Origin of the sequence: Paenibacillus durus ATCC 35681 (assembly GCF_000993825.1) — a bacterium.
Lineage (GTDB): Bacteria > Bacillota > Bacilli > Paenibacillales > Paenibacillaceae > Paenibacillus_AQ > Paenibacillus_AQ durus_B.
Map to the genome: position 1 here is coordinate 3,513,320 of NZ_CP011114.1, position 17,068 is coordinate 3,530,387.

17 protein-coding genes are annotated in these 17,068 nt (G+C 52.9%); 3 read left to right on the forward strand and 14 right to left on the reverse strand.

Going from position 1 to position 17,068, the window contains the following annotated elements; translation table 11 throughout:
* Positions 1-101 precede the first annotated feature (101 nt).
* Complete coding sequence (gene asnB / locus VK70_RS16230; RefSeq protein ID WP_025695482.1) at positions 102-1,946, forward strand: asparagine synthase (glutamine-hydrolyzing); 1,845 nt, start codon at positions 102-104, stop codon at positions 1,944-1,946.
* 248 nt (positions 1,947-2,194) lie between these two features.
* Entirely contained in the window at positions 2,195-2,968 is a 774-nt protein-coding gene (locus VK70_RS16235; RefSeq protein ID WP_025695483.1) for a CPBP family intramembrane glutamic endopeptidase, read from the forward strand.
* A 106-nt stretch (positions 2,969-3,074) separates the two neighbouring features.
* Here the strand turns inward: VK70_RS16235 and VK70_RS16240 are convergent, their stop codons facing one another.
* The 7 genes from VK70_RS16240 to VK70_RS16270 form a co-directional block, all read right to left on the reverse strand.
* The gene (locus VK70_RS16240) at positions 3,075-3,911 is read right to left on the reverse strand and encodes an aldo/keto reductase (RefSeq protein WP_025695484.1); all 837 of its coding nucleotides are present in this window, start codon (positions 3,909-3,911) and stop codon (positions 3,075-3,077) included.
* A 248-nt stretch (positions 3,912-4,159) separates the two neighbouring features.
* Positions 4,160-4,624, reverse strand: coding sequence for a cupin domain-containing protein (locus VK70_RS16245; protein ID WP_046723511.1), 465 nt, complete (start codon positions 4,622-4,624; stop codon positions 4,160-4,162).
* A gap of 161 nt (positions 4,625-4,785) precedes the next feature.
* Positions 4,786-5,718 (reverse strand): SPFH domain-containing protein, encoded by a 933-nt coding sequence (locus tag VK70_RS16250; RefSeq protein WP_025698299.1) that lies wholly within the window; start codon positions 5,716-5,718, stop codon positions 4,786-4,788.
* Positions 5,719-5,722: 4 nt separating this feature from the next.
* A complete protein-coding gene (locus VK70_RS16255; RefSeq protein WP_025698301.1) occupies positions 5,723-6,151 on the reverse strand; it encodes an NfeD family protein in 429 nt (142 codons plus the stop codon).
* Positions 6,152-6,401: 250 nt separating this feature from the next.
* Complete coding sequence (locus VK70_RS16260; protein WP_025698302.1) at positions 6,402-7,049, reverse strand: XTP/dITP diphosphatase; 648 nt, start codon at positions 7,047-7,049, stop codon at positions 6,402-6,404.
* Position 7,050: 1 nt separating this feature from the next.
* Complete coding sequence (gene rph, locus VK70_RS16265) at positions 7,051-7,809, reverse strand: ribonuclease PH (RefSeq protein ID WP_025698303.1); 759 nt, start codon at positions 7,807-7,809, stop codon at positions 7,051-7,053.
* A gap of 196 nt (positions 7,810-8,005) precedes the next feature.
* Positions 8,006-9,193, reverse strand: a complete 1,188-nt coding sequence (locus VK70_RS16270) for a GerMN domain-containing protein (RefSeq protein ID WP_025698306.1) — start codon at positions 9,191-9,193, stop codon at positions 8,006-8,008.
* 280 nt (positions 9,194-9,473) lie between these two features.
* Here VK70_RS16270 and VK70_RS16275 point away from each other — a divergent pair, with 280 nt between their 5' ends.
* Positions 9,474-10,085: a phosphatidylglycerophosphatase A family protein gene (locus VK70_RS16275; protein WP_025698308.1), complete on the forward strand. Its 612-nt coding sequence runs from the start codon at positions 9,474-9,476 to the stop codon at positions 10,083-10,085.
* Between the two features lie 231 nt (positions 10,086-10,316).
* Here the strand turns inward: VK70_RS16275 and VK70_RS16280 are convergent, their stop codons facing one another.
* The 7 genes from VK70_RS16280 to nifE all read right to left on the reverse strand — a co-directional run bounded on the left by VK70_RS16280 (position 10,317) and on the right by nifE (position 16,942).
* Positions 10,317-11,051 carry a class I SAM-dependent methyltransferase gene (locus VK70_RS16280; protein ID WP_025698310.1) on the reverse strand — a complete coding sequence of 245 codons (735 nt, stop codon included), beginning with the start codon at positions 11,049-11,051 and terminating at the stop codon, positions 10,317-10,319.
* Positions 11,052-11,364: 313 nt separating this feature from the next.
* Entirely contained in the window at positions 11,365-12,510 is a 1,146-nt protein-coding gene (locus VK70_RS16285; RefSeq protein ID WP_036642023.1) for a homocitrate synthase/isopropylmalate synthase family protein, read from the reverse strand.
* Positions 12,507-13,262, reverse strand: a complete 756-nt coding sequence (locus VK70_RS16290) for a HesA/MoeB/ThiF family protein (RefSeq protein ID WP_036642026.1) — start codon at positions 13,260-13,262, stop codon at positions 12,507-12,509. The genes VK70_RS16285 and VK70_RS16290 overlap by 4 nt, the downstream gene beginning before the upstream one ends.
* 80 nt (positions 13,263-13,342) lie before the next feature.
* A complete protein-coding gene (locus tag VK70_RS26565; protein WP_025698314.1) occupies positions 13,343-13,903 on the reverse strand; it encodes a DUF269 domain-containing protein in 561 nt (186 codons plus the stop codon).
* On the reverse strand, positions 13,887-14,288 hold the full coding sequence (gene nifX, locus VK70_RS16300) for a nitrogen fixation protein NifX (RefSeq protein ID WP_025698315.1): 402 nt from the start codon (positions 14,286-14,288) through the stop codon (positions 13,887-13,889). The genes VK70_RS26565 and nifX overlap by 17 nt, the downstream gene beginning before the upstream one ends.
* On the reverse strand, positions 14,263-15,591 hold the full coding sequence (gene nifN, locus VK70_RS16305; RefSeq protein ID WP_025698316.1) for a nitrogenase iron-molybdenum cofactor biosynthesis protein NifN: 1,329 nt from the start codon (positions 15,589-15,591) through the stop codon (positions 14,263-14,265). Before nifN ends, nifX begins: the two co-directional genes overlap by 26 nt.
* The gene (gene nifE / locus VK70_RS16310) at positions 15,581-16,942 is read right to left on the reverse strand and encodes a nitrogenase iron-molybdenum cofactor biosynthesis protein NifE (RefSeq protein WP_025698318.1); all 1,362 of its coding nucleotides are present in this window, start codon (positions 16,940-16,942) and stop codon (positions 15,581-15,583) included. The genes nifN and nifE overlap by 11 nt, the downstream gene beginning before the upstream one ends.
* Positions 16,943-17,068: the final 126 nt, after the last annotated feature.

Consider the following 17,068-nt stretch of genomic DNA (forward strand, 5'->3'; position numbering starts at 1 on the left):
GGACATACATTTTATGCCTTCCTTCGGCATATATCTGTACTAATTGGCAAAAAGATAGGGACACAGTAATTAACGATCCACACAAGAGAGGATGAACCGTCATGTGCGGAATAACCGGATTTATCCAGTGGCGCGGAGATTTGACGCAAGATTCCAGGCTGCTGGTCAAAATGACAGAAACCTTAGCGAATCGCGGTCCGGATGCGGCGGGGACTTGGATCTCGGGCCCCATCGCTTTCGGACACCGCAGACTCAGCGTAATCGATCCCGAGAACGGTGCACAACCGATGATTGCCCGCCATGAAGACCAGGTCTATGCAATCGTTTATAATGGAGAATTATATAATGCACCCGAATTAAAAAATGAACTGAAGCAGCGGGGACATGAGTTCCGTACCCAATGCGACACCGAGGTGCTGCTGCATGCTTATATTGAGTGGGGACCGGACTGTGCGGAAAAGCTGAACGGTATCTTCGCTTTTGCCGTCTGGGACGGTCTGCGCGAGCAGGTATTCTTCGCACGCGACCGGCTGGGCGTGAAACCGCTCTTCTTCAGCAAAGCGGATGATACGCTCATCTTCGGTTCGGAGCCGAAGGCGCTGCTGCAGCATCCCAAGGTCCGGCCGGTCGTGGGACCGGAAGGACTTGCGGAGATTTTTATAGTCGGTCCGGCCCGGACGCCGGGACACGGCGTATACAAGGATATGTCAGAGCTTCGCCCCGGCCATGCCATGATATACAGCCGCGAAGGGCTGCGGAGCTATGCCTACTGGACGCTGGAAAGTTCCCCCCATATGGACAGTCCGGAGGAGACAGCCGCCAAGGTACGGGATCTGCTGCAGGATACGCTAGAGCGTCAGCTTGTATCTGACGTCCCCGTCTGCTCCCTGCTGTCTGGGGGCCTTGATTCGAGCGCATTATCTGCGCTTGCCGTGGATTATTATAAACGGACCGGTCAGGGACAGATGGATACCTATTCGGTCGACTATGTAGACAATGACAAATATTTCAAAAGCCACTCCTTTCAGCCTGGTGCTGACGGACCCTGGATCAAACGGATGGTCGATGAACTGGGGACCCGCCATCATTATGTGCAATTCGACACGGATGAGCTGGTGGAGGCGCTGGACAATGCGCTGTTCTCACGCGATTTGCCAGGCATGACGGATGTCGATTCATCGCTGTATTTGTTCTGCCGAGAAATCAAAAAAGGCGCCACGGTGGCGATTTCCGGTGAAGCGGCTGACGAAATATTCGGCGGATATCCCTGGTTTCATCGCGAAGAAATGCTGTCCTCGGGAACTTTCCCGTGGGCCGTTGCTCCCAAGATGCGGGCCGGTCTGCTCTCACCCGAGATCCGGGAATGGATTCGTCCGCTCGAATATTTGGGTGACCGATACAGCGACGCGGTAGCGGAGACGCCAAGGCTTGAGGGCGAAACCGGTAAGCAGGCGCAGATGCGGGTGATGTCCTACCTCAACATAACCCGGTTTATGCCGACTCTGTTGGACCGTAAGGACCGGATGAGCATGGGTGTCGGTCTTGAAGTACGCGTTCCTTATTGCGACCATCGGCTTGTTCAATACGTGTGGAATATTCCCTGGGAAATTAAAACCGCTGGCGGCCGGGAAAAAGGAATTCTGCGCAAGGCACTTGAAGGAGTTTTGCCAGACGATGTGCTATACCGCAAAAAAAGCCCTTATCCCAAGACGCATAATCCCGGCTATCTGAATGCCGTTCGGCAGCAGGCGCTCAGCATTCTTGACGATCCTTCTTCTCCTATTCTGCCTTTGATCGATTCCGCCAAAATTCGCGAAATTGCAGCATCACCGGAGTCCTCCAGCAACCTGCCCTGGTTCGGGCAGCTAATGTCCGGCCCGCAGCTATTCGCTTATCTGTCCCAGGTCAATCTCTGGCTACGCACCTATAATATTGCCATTGAGTAACATGCGATTAGCCGCCATCTAAACAGTAGAGGCGCACTAAACACCCGAGTCACAACGGATCAGCCCGCAGGCAGCTATCTATTCTCATAGCGGTCTGCGGGCTTTATGTTCTTTATAAAGCGTGATATTGCCGTATTCCTGCGCAATGTCTTCCTCCATTATAGGGATAGATCGCTCTATTATGAAGGAGTTGGTAATCATGAATTCCCGGCCTCTCCTCCAGCCAAAGGCGGAGCAATAACAAACTAATGCTGTTTCTGTCCGTCGCCTTTGGCTTTACCTGGATTTGCTGGCTCCCGCTGCTTGCGAACAGGCAACTCGCGGCGAATCTCCCCGTCCTGCCCGGACAATTCTATCTCGGTTCCTTCGGACCGCTTGTTGGCGCCGCAGTCGTAGAGCTTTCGCCTGGCGGCAAAGGATTCTCCGCATGGATGAAGACGCTGTTTTCATTTTCATTCCCGCGAAGGTGGCTGCTGATTTCATCCGGCCTTCCGCTCGCTTACGGGTGTATTGCCATCCTGGCTCATCGCCTCGTTACCGGCAGTTTTCCGGATATGCACAGGTTTGGACTTACCTCCGACCCTCCCGCCGGTTTCAACATTTGGGAAACCTCGCTTGTCTGGATGCTAACCTTTGGCATCGGAGAGGAAAGCGGCTGGCGCGGCTTTCTTCTGCCTGAACTGTACCGCAGCCGTTCTTTATTCGCTTCGGCCCTGATCGTGGCGGCCATCTGGATGTTATGGCATCTACCGGCATTCTGGTTTAACGATAATTATCTCGGCATGGGGTTTGGTGTCATTGGCTGGGGAATCAGCCTGGCTTACGGCTCTGTCGTACTCGCCTGGATCTGCGCGGAAAGTCGGTGGAGCATCATCCCGGTCATAATCTGGCATGTTATTTTTGATACCCTTACAGCCAGTGATCAGGCAAGGCAAGTCATGGCGATGGCATGCAGCATGCTGGTCATTCTTCACGGTATTGTTCTGATGAGAAAGCTGGGCCGACGCAGCGCCCATCCATGAACAGAATTATCCTCCTAACAAACAAAGGATGCCTTCGGCCGCTGCGGAAAGTGGCTGTGAGGCATCCTTTTCATCGAATCAATTTGGACAGGCCGAAAGCGGCCTTCTAGAAATTGAAATTGTCCGGGTCCGGACCATAGCGATGATTCTTGTTCAGCCCTTCGATGGCCAGAACATCTTCATCGCTGAGCGTAAAGTCAAAAATGCCGGCATTCTCCCGGATACGATCGGCATGAACCGACTTCGGAATCGTAATGACACCTTGTTGGATATCCCAGCGGAGAACGATCTGGGCAGGCGTTTTTCCGTATTTTTGCGCGAGGTCCTGCAGCAGCGGAATGTCTAGATTACCCTGCAGCAGCGGGCTCCAGGCTTCGAGTTGAATATTCTGCTCGCGGCAGTACTTCAGCAGTTCGCGCTGAGTCAGCAGCGGATGGAATTCCACCTGGTTCACCACAGGCACGACACCGGTGTCGTCTATGATGCTGCTCAGATGATGAATCTGAAAATTGCTGACGCCGATCGATTTGACATAGCCCTCTTTTTGCAAATGAATGAGCGCTTTCCATGTCTCGCGGAACTTATCCTTAACCGGCCAGTGGATCAGATACAAGTCGATAACATCCAGGCCGAGTTTCTTGCGACTCGACTCGCAGGCCTTCAAGGTCTGCTCATAGCCTTGTTCACTATTGAATACTTTGGTGGTAATAAACAGTTCCTCACGCGGCAATCCGGATTCCCGAATGGCTTGACCAACGCCTTCTTCATTCTTATAAGCCGAGGCGGTATCAATACTACGGTAACCGAGTTCGATCGCAGATTTGACCGCATGGATTACTTCATCGCCATCCTTGGTCTGCCATACTCCAAGTCCCAGCCACGGCATCGTTACGCCGTCACTTAAAGTAGGTCCGCTGGTAAAAGGTCCTTTCAACTGACTCATCGCTACTCCCTCCAGATTCAATTATGGATTGGATGCTAAAACTACTTAACCGACTATGCTGCTCTTCTAAGTATGATTTCCAAAATTAAGTATAACAGATTCACTCCCGGCAATACAAAATACAGCTAACCGCAATTTATGCGAACATCAAAAATCAAGCGCTTTCAACGAATTGAAAAAACGGAGCCTTCGCTCCGTTATTACAGCAAATGTTTCGCCGGCTCGGCTGTTTCCAGCCGAATCCGCCGCTACCCCTCCGACTTGTCGATCAGCCGGAAATCATCATAGTGAAAGCCCGGGGCTACGACACAGGATACGAGCACCGGCTCATCGCCAAGCGGTCTCGCGGCCTGCCATGCACCGGCGGGTACGAGCGCCTGTGGCTGCTGGCCCGCGGCGATATCAAGGCCCAATACGATTTCCTGCACATCACCGGGACGTTCTCCGTTTCCTCCAAGGCTTAACACAAGGGGGCTGCCGGCATGCCAGAGCCAATGCTCATCCGACAGGACGGTATGCCACTCGGAAATCTCGCCCGGATGCAGCAGAAAATAAATCGTTGATGCCGCAGGACGGGGACCGGAGTAGTCTTCGCCCAGGAGTTCCCGGGGAATTTGAACGGATGATTTCCAGATTTCCTTAAACCAGCCGCCCTCGACATGATGCTCAAGGCCGAGCAGTTCAACAAAAGGCGAAAGTTCTTTTTGTGCCACGATCTTCTCTCCTTACGATATGTTCCCGCTGGTTCCGCTCTCCCGGAATCCCGAAGTATAGAATGGGACCACAAAGAGGGACACAGCACGGATCGGATGTTGGTGCCCGTGTCCCCTACTTTAGCCGAAAACGGCGTAATTGTAAAATAAAATTCCGCAGTTTATTTGTCTTTACCAGCCTTGAATACGTCGGCCATTGCTCCCAAGCTTCCGAGCGTTCTGACGACGTCAGTCGGCAGGAATACCTTGTTTGCCGGTCCTTTGGAGATCTCTCCCAAAGCTTCGAACGACTGATACGCAAGGACCTGCTCATCCAGCCCCGCGCTTTTGAGGAGCTCAATCCGCTGCTTCTCCGCCTCCGCTACCGACTGAATCGCCTTGGCCTGGCCGAGCGCCTCCAACTCCTGCGCTTGACGCAGACCTTCCGCCTGATGAATCCTTGCTTCCCTGTCTCCCTCCGCTTTCAGGATTTTACTCTGCTTATCGCCCTCCGCGCGCAAAATCATATCCTGTCTGGCGGCTTCCGCCTCCAGCACAATCGCCCGCTTATTCCGCTCCGCCTTCATCTGCTTATCCATCGCTTCCTGAATGTCCACCGGCGGCTTGATATCGATCACTTCGACCCGCTCAATCCGCACGCCCCATTTCTCCGTCGCTTCATCGAGAGCGAGGCGGATTTCGGTCGAGATTTTCTCCCGGCCAGACAGTGTCTCATCTAGCTCCAGCTTGCCGATAATCTGCCGCATCGTGGCTGTGCTGATGTTCCGCACCCCATATACATAATCGGAAATGCCATAGGTTGCTTCTTCCGGGCCCACCACCTGATAGAAAATAATTGTATCGATCTGCACCTGTACATTATCCTTCGTGATCACCGTCTGCGGAGGCACATTGGTCTGCTGAATCCGCAGATCATGATAGGTCCGTACGTGGTCGATAATCGGAATTAGAATATTGAGACCCGGCGTCAACAGCCGGTGAAATTTACCGAGCCGTTCGACGATGCCTACCCGCTGCTGCGGAACGATTTTAACCGTAAGTGCGATAAATGCGATCACCACAACCAAGATAACTCCAATAACCGCCAATTCCATTCTCTTATCCCTCCCAGCGTTCTACTTCAATGATGGCGTTTCCTCTGCTGATGACTCTAACCTTCTCATCCACATTCAATGGCTGCACCGATGCGGCACTCCATATATCGCCTCCGACTTTGACCTGCCCGTATCTGCCCGGCTCAATCGACTGGACGACAATTCCCTCCCTGCCGACAATATCGGTGCCGATGTCCTTGAAGCCCTGCGAAGCGCGGAACCTTGACACCAACGGTTTCGAGAATAGGGTCAACCCGAGCGCAACCAAAGAACCGGTTAGGACTTGAACCAGTACCGCGTCCGGTGCGGCAAGCGATACTAGACCTGCGGCAACAGCGCCAATGCACAACCACAGCAGATAAAAAGTGAGCGTCAGCATTTCGGCGACCAGCAATATGCCGGCGGCGATAAACCAGATGATCCAGACCATCAAACGTCACCTTCTTTTTCGCTTTATACTAACAATAACGAAAAGAATTCTTCTGCGTTGCATCTTTTTACATAGCTATTAACAACCGCTATATCCATTGTATTTCTACCGGGGTTGCGTTATGATGACAGCCTGATTCTTCATCATTTAATCGGCTTGACCGATATGCTGATAGATTAATCGTGATAAAAAATAACCCCAGACCTGAATGGATTGACTCATGTCCATTCAGATCTGGGGCCATAATTAAGATTTATTTCCCGGTACGGCTGTCTCCCTGCGCGGCCAATTTCTCCGTCAGGAGCCGCAGCGCCACTCCTCTATGACTGATCGACTGCTTCTGTTCCAGCGTAAGCTCGGCCATCGTCTTCTCAAATTGCGGAAGATAGAACAAAGGGTCGTAACCGAAGCCTCCACCGCCCGCAGGTTCGGAGGTAATCCAGCCTTCCACTGCGCCTTCGGCTGTAACCTCCGCAGCCGTGGACGGGTCGTACAGCGACAGCGCACAGACGAACCTTGCCGTGCTGAGGAGCGGTTGTCCTGTATCCTCGCCCTGCTTTAATCTCTCCAGTTCGCTGAGCAGCTTCAGATTGTTGTCCTCATCGGGTGCGCCTTCGCCCGCATAACGGGCGGAATAAACGCCGGGACGGCCACCAAGCGCATCCACGCAGAGCCCTGAATCGTCGGCAAGTACAGGCAGCCCAAGCGCTTCAGCGATCTGCTTCGATTTTTTCAGCGCATTCTCCGCAAAGGTTGTTCCATCCTCCACCACGTCCGGCAGCTCCGGATAATCGAACATGCTCTTTACCATCAAGCCAAGCGGCGCAAAAGCATGCTGAAATTCGCGAACCTTGCCGGCATTTTTGGTTGCGACAATAAGAATACCGATTCTTGAGCTCATACTATACCTTTTGACTGGTCTGGCCGGATGGAATTTTGAGCGCGATCGGTCCAAGGGCTTCTTTTTGGGCGGCAATCAGTTCAAGAATCCCTTGTTCGGCCAGACTCAGCAGATCATCCAGTTCTTTTCGCGAGAAGGGCCGCTCTTCCCCGGTTCCCTGCAGTTCAACGAATTCGCCGCCTCCGGTCATCACCACGTTCATGTCAACATTGGCTTTGGAATCCTCATCATAATTCAGATCCAGCAGCGGGCGGTCGCCCACTATACCTACGCTGATGGCCGCCAGATAATCGGTGATAGGGAACACGGTGAGACGGTGCTGTGTTACTATTTTGTTAATAGCAAACGCCAGGGCGATAAAAGAACCCGTAATTGACGCGGTTCTCGTACCGCCGTCCGCTTGAATAACATCGCAATCCAGGGTAATATTCCGCTCCCCGAGTGCCTGCAAATTGACTACGGAACGAAGCGCCCGGCCAATGAGCCTTTGAATTTCCATCGTTCGTCCAGTCAGCTTTCCTCGTGCAGCCTCACGCTGGTTGCGCGATTGCGTCGCGCGCGGCAGCATGGAATACTCCGCCGTCACCCAGCCTTTCCCCTGTCCTTTTAGAAACGGAGGGACTTTCTCCTCAACGGTGGCTGTACAAATGACCTTGGTGTCCCCCATTTCAATGAGTACAGAGCCTTCAGCATATTTATTGATTTGGGTCGTAATCTTCAGCGGCCGTAGCCCATCGTCGTTTCGCCCATTTGATCTCATTTTGTCTGCCTCCTACATTTGTATAGCGTGAGCTTCGTTTAAGCATCCTTTATTCTACCAAAGAGCAGGCGCAAAAGCATCTTTTTCGGCCTGGCGGCTAGGCAGCGTCCATTCGGGATCGGGGCTCCTCTTCGTAAGCAGTGTTCGGGGAGCATAGGCTCCTCAGAAAAATATTAAGCATTAGTTAAGTTAGCCCTTAGAGCGGGAGTTCATTCACATATTGCGGCGCTGATACAGGCTTGCCGTAATCGACATTGTCGGTTCCGGTAACCGTCTGCTTGCCGTTCATCCGGACTTGGACCATGGCATCGTCCGAGTTCTGGGCAATCGTGAGTACTACGGACTCCAGCAGTTCGGCGGGAACCTGACTGCCGTCATCGAACATATCATCGTTCAGAGATACGGTGACTACTCCGTTCTGTCCTTTCTCGACGGAATCCAGCGACGTCTCTGGAGTCATTACCGTTTCCAGCCCATTCTCGGAATCGGGTCCCTCAATCAACGCGTTCATCGCTGCTTTCAGCGGGTCCTGTCCCGGCGTTACGTAACGGGTTACCGGAACATAATACTGAACACCGCCCGGCGAAGCTGCCGAGAAATAAACGGTAATCGCGCTGAAATTCATCGATACCGGACCTTGCGATGGCAGGTTGATTCCTATGCTGCGGGTCAGCGGACGGTCGAGAGGGGTTCCTTTAAGCGGCATTTCACTCAGCTTCTTGCCATCGACCCATAGCTGTACTCCCGTAATACCCTCCTGACCGGTCAGAGTCCAGGTAACGGCCTCCAGCAGTTTCCGTTCGTCAGCCGGAGCATAAGTGCCGAATTTGCCGCCAAACTCAGCGACGGCCAAATTATGGTCGACCGTTACATTTTTAACTTCTGTGCCCTGCGGTAGGACGCCATGGAAACCGTCCGGCAAATCAGCGGCATAGGCTCCACCGTCAACAAGCGCTTCAAGTGACTGCTTCAACGCCCCATCTTTGCCCGATGCGGGAAGAGTGAGTGCTACGGGAGCAAGCAGACCGTTATCATTCTGTAAAAAAACGGTCGTGCGGGCGGCAGTCGAATCGTTTTCGCCTTTAGGCGCTGAATTCCCGCTTCCGGCTGCGGCGTTATTTGCCGCGGCGCCTGAAGCGGCAGCACCCCCGCCTGAGCCGCTGCTGCTAACTCCATTGTCCGCGCCATCCTCCGCTACAGGTGCGAATACCCCGGTATCCAGCGTATTCCCGCTCGTCTGCAGCATTTGCTCCTCCACATCACTAGGCGGCGGGTCAATGGCAGCCGATTGGTCCGAGCCGAACAAGCCGCAGCCGGACAGCGCCAGTGGAATTGCCAGCAGGCAGGCTGCCGAAGCCAAGGCAAGTTTTTGCTTATTTTTCATTTGGATTTGCCCCTTTCAAGGTTATCGATACGGTTTGTACTGCTATGTATACGAGCCCCCGGTCCAAAAAATAACAACGGCTTATCCTAAAATAGCGAGTGCCTGCTTGGGCACTGCAACTTCCGGTCCTCTCTCAGCTAAGCTGGCGAATTCCGTATAAGTCCCCTTTTCTGGACAAATACTTCCTGTGAACGTACAATTTGACTACGGCGCAGCATGGGAGTCCATGCCAGCCGGTCATAGATCCGACCAACTACATTTTTTAGCGGGGTGACTGAACATGGCCGATGTAAAAATCCCTTACAGTCTGAACAGCAAAGCCGTCGCACAGGCAACGAGGGCCTGGCTTCACACACGCGGAGTAAAGATTGAAGAGATTGCGGAACTTGTCCTACTGCTTCAGCAGAAATATTACCCTTCCTTAACCAAGGAGGAATGCATTCACAATATTGAGAGGGTACTCAGCAAGCGGGAAATACAGAATGCCGTACTAACCGGTATCCAGCTCGATCTGCTGGCGGAAGAAGGCAAGCTGATGTCTCCGCTTCAGGAAATGATTGAAAATGACGAAAGTCTTTACGGGGTTGATGAGATATTGGCCTTTTCCATTGTCAATGTATATGGCAGTATCGGATTTACCAATTACGGCTATATCGACAAGCTGAAGCCTCCGGGGGTTCTGGAAAGGCTGAACGACAAAAGCGACGGGAAAGTGCACACCTTCCTGGATGACATCGTTGGGGCCATTGCTGCCGCGGCCAGCAGCCGGATTGCCCACCGCAAGCAGGCCGAGCGAGAGAAAGAATTGGGTCTTCCTCATGAGCCGGAGGATAGCGAGGAGACGTCCAATAACTTGGACGCGGGGAAAATGCAGCGGAATAACGAAGCTTAAATCACATCTCACAGATAGCGCCTAGCTTTCTTATTATGGTAGTTGCTGCTAAATCCGGAAGCTGGGTTCCGGAATTTTACGTTCTGATATTTTAAACAAAACAGCCGGCGGAAGAAAGATTCCGCTGGCTGTTTTGCAAGGGAACAGCTATGCTTTTATTGAATAAAAGAGGATCTAACCCGCTCTCCTCCAGCCCTATCTGCTCCGCTCCTATATCCAGTTTCTGTTCATCTAAGAGCGAGTCCCTACGAAAATCATGCGCGGCGAAGTCTCCGCCTCATATTTCTCCTCATCGTAGCTGCCGTGAACCGCTTCGATTGAGAGACCGGCATCCGCGATTAGATCGCGGAATTTCTCCAGCGAATACAGCTTCACACGCTCATGGTACTGCCGCGGCGTTCCATCGAATTTGGACGTCAAAATGATATCTTTCTTTACATAACCGTCCTCAATCCTTCGCTTCTCGTCAATCAGATTGTCTCCGTCTTCCCGGGTGGAATGCGGCACCAAATGGGTCATCACATAGGAAGGATTCAGGAAATCGATGATGAACTTTCCTCCCGGCCTAAGCATCCGCCGAATCTCTCGCAGCACTTTTAGATGTTCCTCGTCCTCCTCAAAATATCCAAAGGAAGTGAACAGGTTGACTACTGCGTCAAATCCGCCCTCAAGCGGCAATTCCCGCATGTCGGCCCGTACCCACGCTACCCGCTCCGCGCCTTCCTGAGCGCGTGCCTCGCGCAGCAGCGCTTCCGACAGGTCGACTCCGGTGACCTCATAACCCGCTTCCGCGAGCGCCAGTGAATGCCGTCCCATGCCGCAGCAAAGGTCCAGCACTTTGGCTTTCGATGGCAGGCTAAGCCAGCCGATCATCCGCTCGACCTCCCGCCGGGCCCCTCCGAAATCCCGATGCCTATATACAATCAGATAGTCCTCCCCAAAGCTTTTCTCATACCATTCGCTCATGTCCCGTCTCCTCCCACAGGTCCGTTTTCATTAATCCAGTCTATGTATCTACAAATGTACCGTTTATTTTACCCCCTTTTACCGGTAAACTCAAAGCTGCAAGTCACTCGCGCTCCATGAAACATAGTATAACCTGTCCTTCATTCCACACCCGGTCGCGCGGCAAACTACTGCTTTTCGTATACAAAAGGGACCGATTCGCAAGGAAATGCTTATCCCGTGAATCAGTCCCTTATTTCTAGAAAGATTATTTTATCCATTGTTGATTCAGCCCTGCCTTTGTAGAAGCAGATTATCAGCCTTCACCGTCTTCTCACACCGCATTCTGCGCCTGCTGTTGTTCTTCCAGCAGCCATTCCACCAGCAGGGCTTCAGGCACATTGCCTTTGCTGGTTTCAGCATATTCCCGGACACGCATCAGCAGCCTGGCCGCCGTATCGGGGTCGACTTCCAGCCCCCGCTTGCCAAGAACATGAGCGACACCGCCCGTTCCGGAGTGCTTGCCGAGCACGAAACTATGCTCTCTGCCAACCTCAGCCGGGTTAAAGGTCTGATAGGTCTCCCTATCCTTCACCAGTCCGTCAACATGAATACCCGATTCATGTGTGAACGCCATCTTTCCTACAATCGGCTTGGAATCTCCGACACTGCGGCCGGAAGCCGCGATCACCATATCGGCAATGAGCTTGAGCAACTCGGCCCGGATGTTACTATGGCCGCCGTATAAATAACGCCAGGCCAGCGCAACTTCCTCCAGCGCCGCATTGCCTGTTCGCTCACCGATTCCCGCGACGGTCGTGCTCGCCCATGTCGCTCCGGCGGCGATGCCGCTCAGCGTATTCGCGACAGCCAATCCGAAATCGTTATGGCAGTGCACCTCCAGCTCCACATCAGACGGCACAGCTCCAAGCAGCGTACTTATCCGCCCAGCCATCTGACCGGGATGATGCGCGGAAACCGTATCCGCATAACGGAACCAGCGTATACCGCCTTCCTTATACAATGAATTGACCAATTCCACCAAAAAGCTCATGTCCGCACGAGACGAATCTTCCATACCGACCGATACGGCCATACCCAGCCCACGCGCATATTCCACCGCACGAAGCAGCTTGGCTAATCCTTCGGCAGGCGAAAGCCCGAGCTTACCCCGAAGCTGAACTTCGGAGGCGGGAATTGAAATATGACACCAATTTACTCCCGTCGCCAAAGCCTTGTCGATATCGCTTTTGAGTGCTCGGTTCCAAGTCATTAGCTTCATGGGAAGACCGAGAGCGGCAATCGCCGCAATGTCCTCTTGTTCCCGAATCCCCATAGCCGGAATACCGATCTCCGCTTGTTCTACACCGCACTCCGACAGCAATCTTGCGATTTCCAGCTTTTCCGCCCTCGTGAATGATACTCCAGCCGCTTGTTCGCCATCCCTTAGCGTCGTGTCACATAGCTTGAGACTTTTCACGGTTTACCTCCTTCTCCGCAGCAAGCGCAATTCGGATTACGGGCAAGTCGGACACTGTAGGTGCTAAAGTCAAGTGAGTTAAAGCGATACATAATGCCGGTATAGGCCGGCCCTACCCTTGTAATCCATTTTACGGCTTCCAGCGCAGCCAGGCAACCTGCAATACCAGAAGTTGCGCCCAAGACTGGAAATCCAAAAGGTTCCCATTGAGGCTGGTTGTCGGGATATAGGCATTCCAGACAAGGCGTCTCTCCTGGAACCATTGTTGTCAAAGATATTTCAAAGCCGTACATCGCCGATTCCACCATCGGCTTGCCGGCTTCTACGCAGAGCTTATTCAATACGTACCGCTCTGGGAAATCATAACGGGCGTCGATGACGATATCGGCGCTCTCAACCCAAGGCTTTGCCTTGTCATACTCAATCTTGGAATTGTAACCCTCGATTTCCATCTCGGGATTAAGCCGCCGCAAATGCTCTACGGCTGTGCTCATCCGTTCCATTCCCAAGTGCTCGCTATCCATTAGAATCTGGCGGTTCAGGTCCGGCAAGAGAATTTTCCCTTCATGCGCGAGAATCAACTTGCCGACTCCTGCAGCCGCCAAATAAATCGCTGCTGTACCACCCAGGCCGCCGATACCGGCGATCATTACCGTCGCTTCTTTCAGCGCTTTCTGTCCGTTCTCTCCCAGCAGCTTCAACTGCCGTGCATACCGCTCCTGTTCCAGCAAACCGATCGACCCTTGCTCCATCGCATTCTACCTCCGTTATCGCTCATGATTTAATAGTTTCATAATAGTTTAGGATCGGAGGTGTTTCTTGACAATGAAGTTTATCCCTCCAGACTGAGCAGTCCGTGCACAGCAGTCTGTTCTTTGTACTTATCTAAGAAGGCAAGGCCTTCATCCAAGCAAGCAACTGCATAGGCAACGGTCTTCTCCAGAGAAGTAAACGGAAATGGAAAGCCTGCGCGGAGGCTCTTCATCACAAGAATAATGCGGCCGCTGTAGATCAGTCCACGTCCGAACCCTTCCACATTAATTTCCGCAGAGCTTTGAATCATTAAGCCGCTCTTCTCCTCCATCACACCGGCGATGGCCTGAAACAATACCGGCACCTGGCCGCGGACTTCATCGGACGCCGTGCAGTTGATGTCCGATTTAGCCTTATCCTCGGCTGAAGCCAGGAACAGCTTCGCAATCTTTTCCTCGGGAGTCAGTGTACCATAACGGCCAAAATAATCGCTCGCGCTAAGCAGATCATTTAAGCGGCGGACAATACGCTCCGCCTTTTCAGGATCGGGCGCCGGTTTGGAACGGCGCTTCGGCCGCACTTGAGCTGTGTCCGCCGGCTGTTCGTTCGCAGATGCAGCTTCATTAGCCATTTGATCCATTGACCCCAGCTCCTTCCTCTTCCTCCGCACGCAGCACCTTGGCCAGCCACATCGGCGGTTTACCTTGCAGCATCTCCTCAAGACGTTTAACCTGTTCATCAATCGGACTTCCGAACGGTACTTTTACCGGCATGATTTTGCGGCGGGTCACCTTCGCAGCCGCAGATGCTCCAATCTGCATGAGAAAGATCAATGTGCAGTCTTCGATAGCCTCAATCCGGCCATCGATCTTGCCCAATTCGTCCTGAGCTGCGATGTCAGGTATTCTGCGCAGCTCCAGAAGCTCGCTTTTACCCTTCGTTATATTATAAATGGCAAACATCGTACATTGCCCAAAATGGGCATTTACACGAACTCCGTCATCTGTGGCGAACGCTACTTTCACGATGCTCCGCCTCCCTTCTCATTAATAGATTGCCTGCTTTATTGGTCCACTCCATCGCGCCGCGATAGCCGACGGAAACATTCATATACGATCCAAGTTCGTTCCATATCGGGAAGCCGGCAGCCAGGAAAGCCGCTCCAATACGCTCCGCCCCTGCTATTCCGTGCGAACTTCCAATCCATAAATCGGCTCCGCTTCCGAGGACCTCGGCGTCGTCCAAGTCGCCGACCCATACATCGCGCTCCATTTCGGCCACCGCCGGCGTTTCATACGAGGTAATCAGCGCCTTTTGCTCAACCCCCAGCTCATCCAGCCATTCCGAGACAGAGCGCAGATGATCCGGTTCAAGCGCAGCCACAGCGGAAACGCCGGCAAACTGAAAGTGCGCATCAAGCATACAGTCAAGCAGATTTTCACGCTGCCAGCAGTACCGGATGGGAACCGGAACACCGCTGATTTGATGCAGGAAATTCAGCAGTTCGTCGGAAGCCTTGAGCCCCATCGTTCCTTGAAATACCTTGTATGGCGTACCGAGAGCGTTATGCAGTCTTCTGGCCGGACGTTCCATACTCGCGCCGAAGGCGATCGTAAGCCCCGACTGCAGGCTTTGCAGCATCGAATCCAGTGGGACCCCGCCTCTGGTCAGCGGCGAGAATCCGGTCAGAAGATGTCCCGACAAAGAAGTTGATATATCAGGAAGCGCGATGACCTCAAAGCCAAAGGAGGACACGATTTCCTTGAGTTCCATTACATCCCCGGGTGTAAGATAAGATCCCGGCAGCAGCGTAATCTGACGGGAATTCACGTTCCGCTGTCCCCGGAGCCCCGCCTGCTGAATCAGTTCATCAACCATAGCTTCAACAGTTACACTGAATCCGGATTCGAGCGATCCGCGAAAGTCAGGCAGCGTCACAGAGAAGGCAAGCCCGCCGCGCATATTACGCTCTCTCTTGTACGACTTCAGCATACTCTGGTAATCCACCCCTGCAACATCGCTCAGCTCAGTCCCGATAATCCCGATAATGTCAGGACGATGCTTGGACAGCACTGCGTTCAGGGCTTCTTCCAAATTGCGGTTGGCGTCGAAAATAACGTCCATTTCCTGCAGCGCTGAAGTCTGTACGGCAATCGGTTCACGAAAATGCCGAGTCAGAAGGGCCTTGGGAAAGGCGGAGCAGCCCTGCGAGCCATGGACAACCGGCATGGCCCGATAGCAGCCCTGCATCGCCAGTATACCGCCGAGAGATTGCCCGATTTTAAGCGGATTAACCGATACCGGTTTGCTTCTTTTCTTAACGGTCATAGCTGTCCTCCTTGTCCCACGGAGCTGGCGAGGAGGCGAGCTTCCAAATCGGATTAGCGATGGAATCCACCAATTCCTTGGCCAGCCGCAGCAGACCTTCGTAACCGGCATAGGCCTTATGACGTTCCTGGTTGATGTCCACAAACGGGATTTGCTCTTTCATTGCAACATACATATTCCGTCCGCCGGCAATCATTATATCGGCTTTGCGCTCTCTTACCGTCTTAATAATACGGCTCGCTCCGCCTTCCGGAATATACTCTGTATCATCGCTAACTCTGTCGGCAATCCGCTGTACATCCTCATCCGAGCTTTTGTTCGTTCCGACGCCAACAACCTGGATGCCCAGTTCCTTCAGCGCCGAAATAACCGACCAGCTTTTCACTCCGCCCGTGTAGAGAACAGCTTTCTTTCCTTTAAGTATTTTACGGTATGGCCGCAGGTCATGAGACAACCGATTCTCTTCACGCTCTGTCAACCGGTCGACCCTGCGCTCCATCTCCCTGTCGTTCAGCAGATACGCCATTTGACGCAAAGAGTAGGTGGTCTCTTTTGCACCATAGAACGAACCTTCAAAATAAGGAATGCCATATTTGGATTCCATTTGCTTCGCCAGTCCCAGCAGTGCGCGGCTGCATACTACCATATTGGCTTTCGCACGGTGGGCCCAAGTAATTTCCTTATATCTGGCATCGCCCGTTATGCGGGATAAGAGCGTTATTCCCGCCTGGTTCATCAGTTTCTCAATGTCCCACATCTCGCCGGCGATGTTGTACTCGCCAATCAGGTTTACGCCCATAGAAGCCTCTAGTTCCGGTTCACCCGTACCAATAACATATTGGAGCAAAGCATCGCCTGCGAGCCGGTTGCCGAGATTCTTGCTGCCGACAAAGCCAGGGCTGTTTACAGGAACTACCGGGATTCCGAGACGGTCGGAAGCCTCTTTACAGACAGCATCCATATCTTCGCCGATCAGCGCTGTAACACATGTCGCATATACAAAGATAGCCGGAGGCGCAAAACGCCCGGCAATATAGTCAATGCTGTCTTTCAGCTTTTTTTCTCCGCCAAAAATAATGTCATTATTGCTCAAATCCGTCGCAAAGCCGTATTGGGAGAGGGAGGGGCCACTCGAAAGGCTTCCCCGGCTTTCCCAACTGTTGCCGGCGCAAGCAACCGGTCCATGCACGAGATGCGCAGCATCCATGATCGGGAGCAATGTAATTTGCGCTCCGTCGAATGAGCAACCTCCGGCTGCCTCACCCGGTTTTGGCCGTGGACAAGGCTTTGACTTAGGGGCAAGGCTCCCGCAGGCCTGATCGTCTATCTCTTCTTTTCGAATAGGCTCCATTGGATCATCATCTCCTTCGCTAAGACTCAGTGCTCTAAATCTTACTACCCACCAGGCTAAACAACTAAAATGAATGCGGAATAAATAGAACAGAAACGTTTGGACCCCAATCCGTATACATTTCAC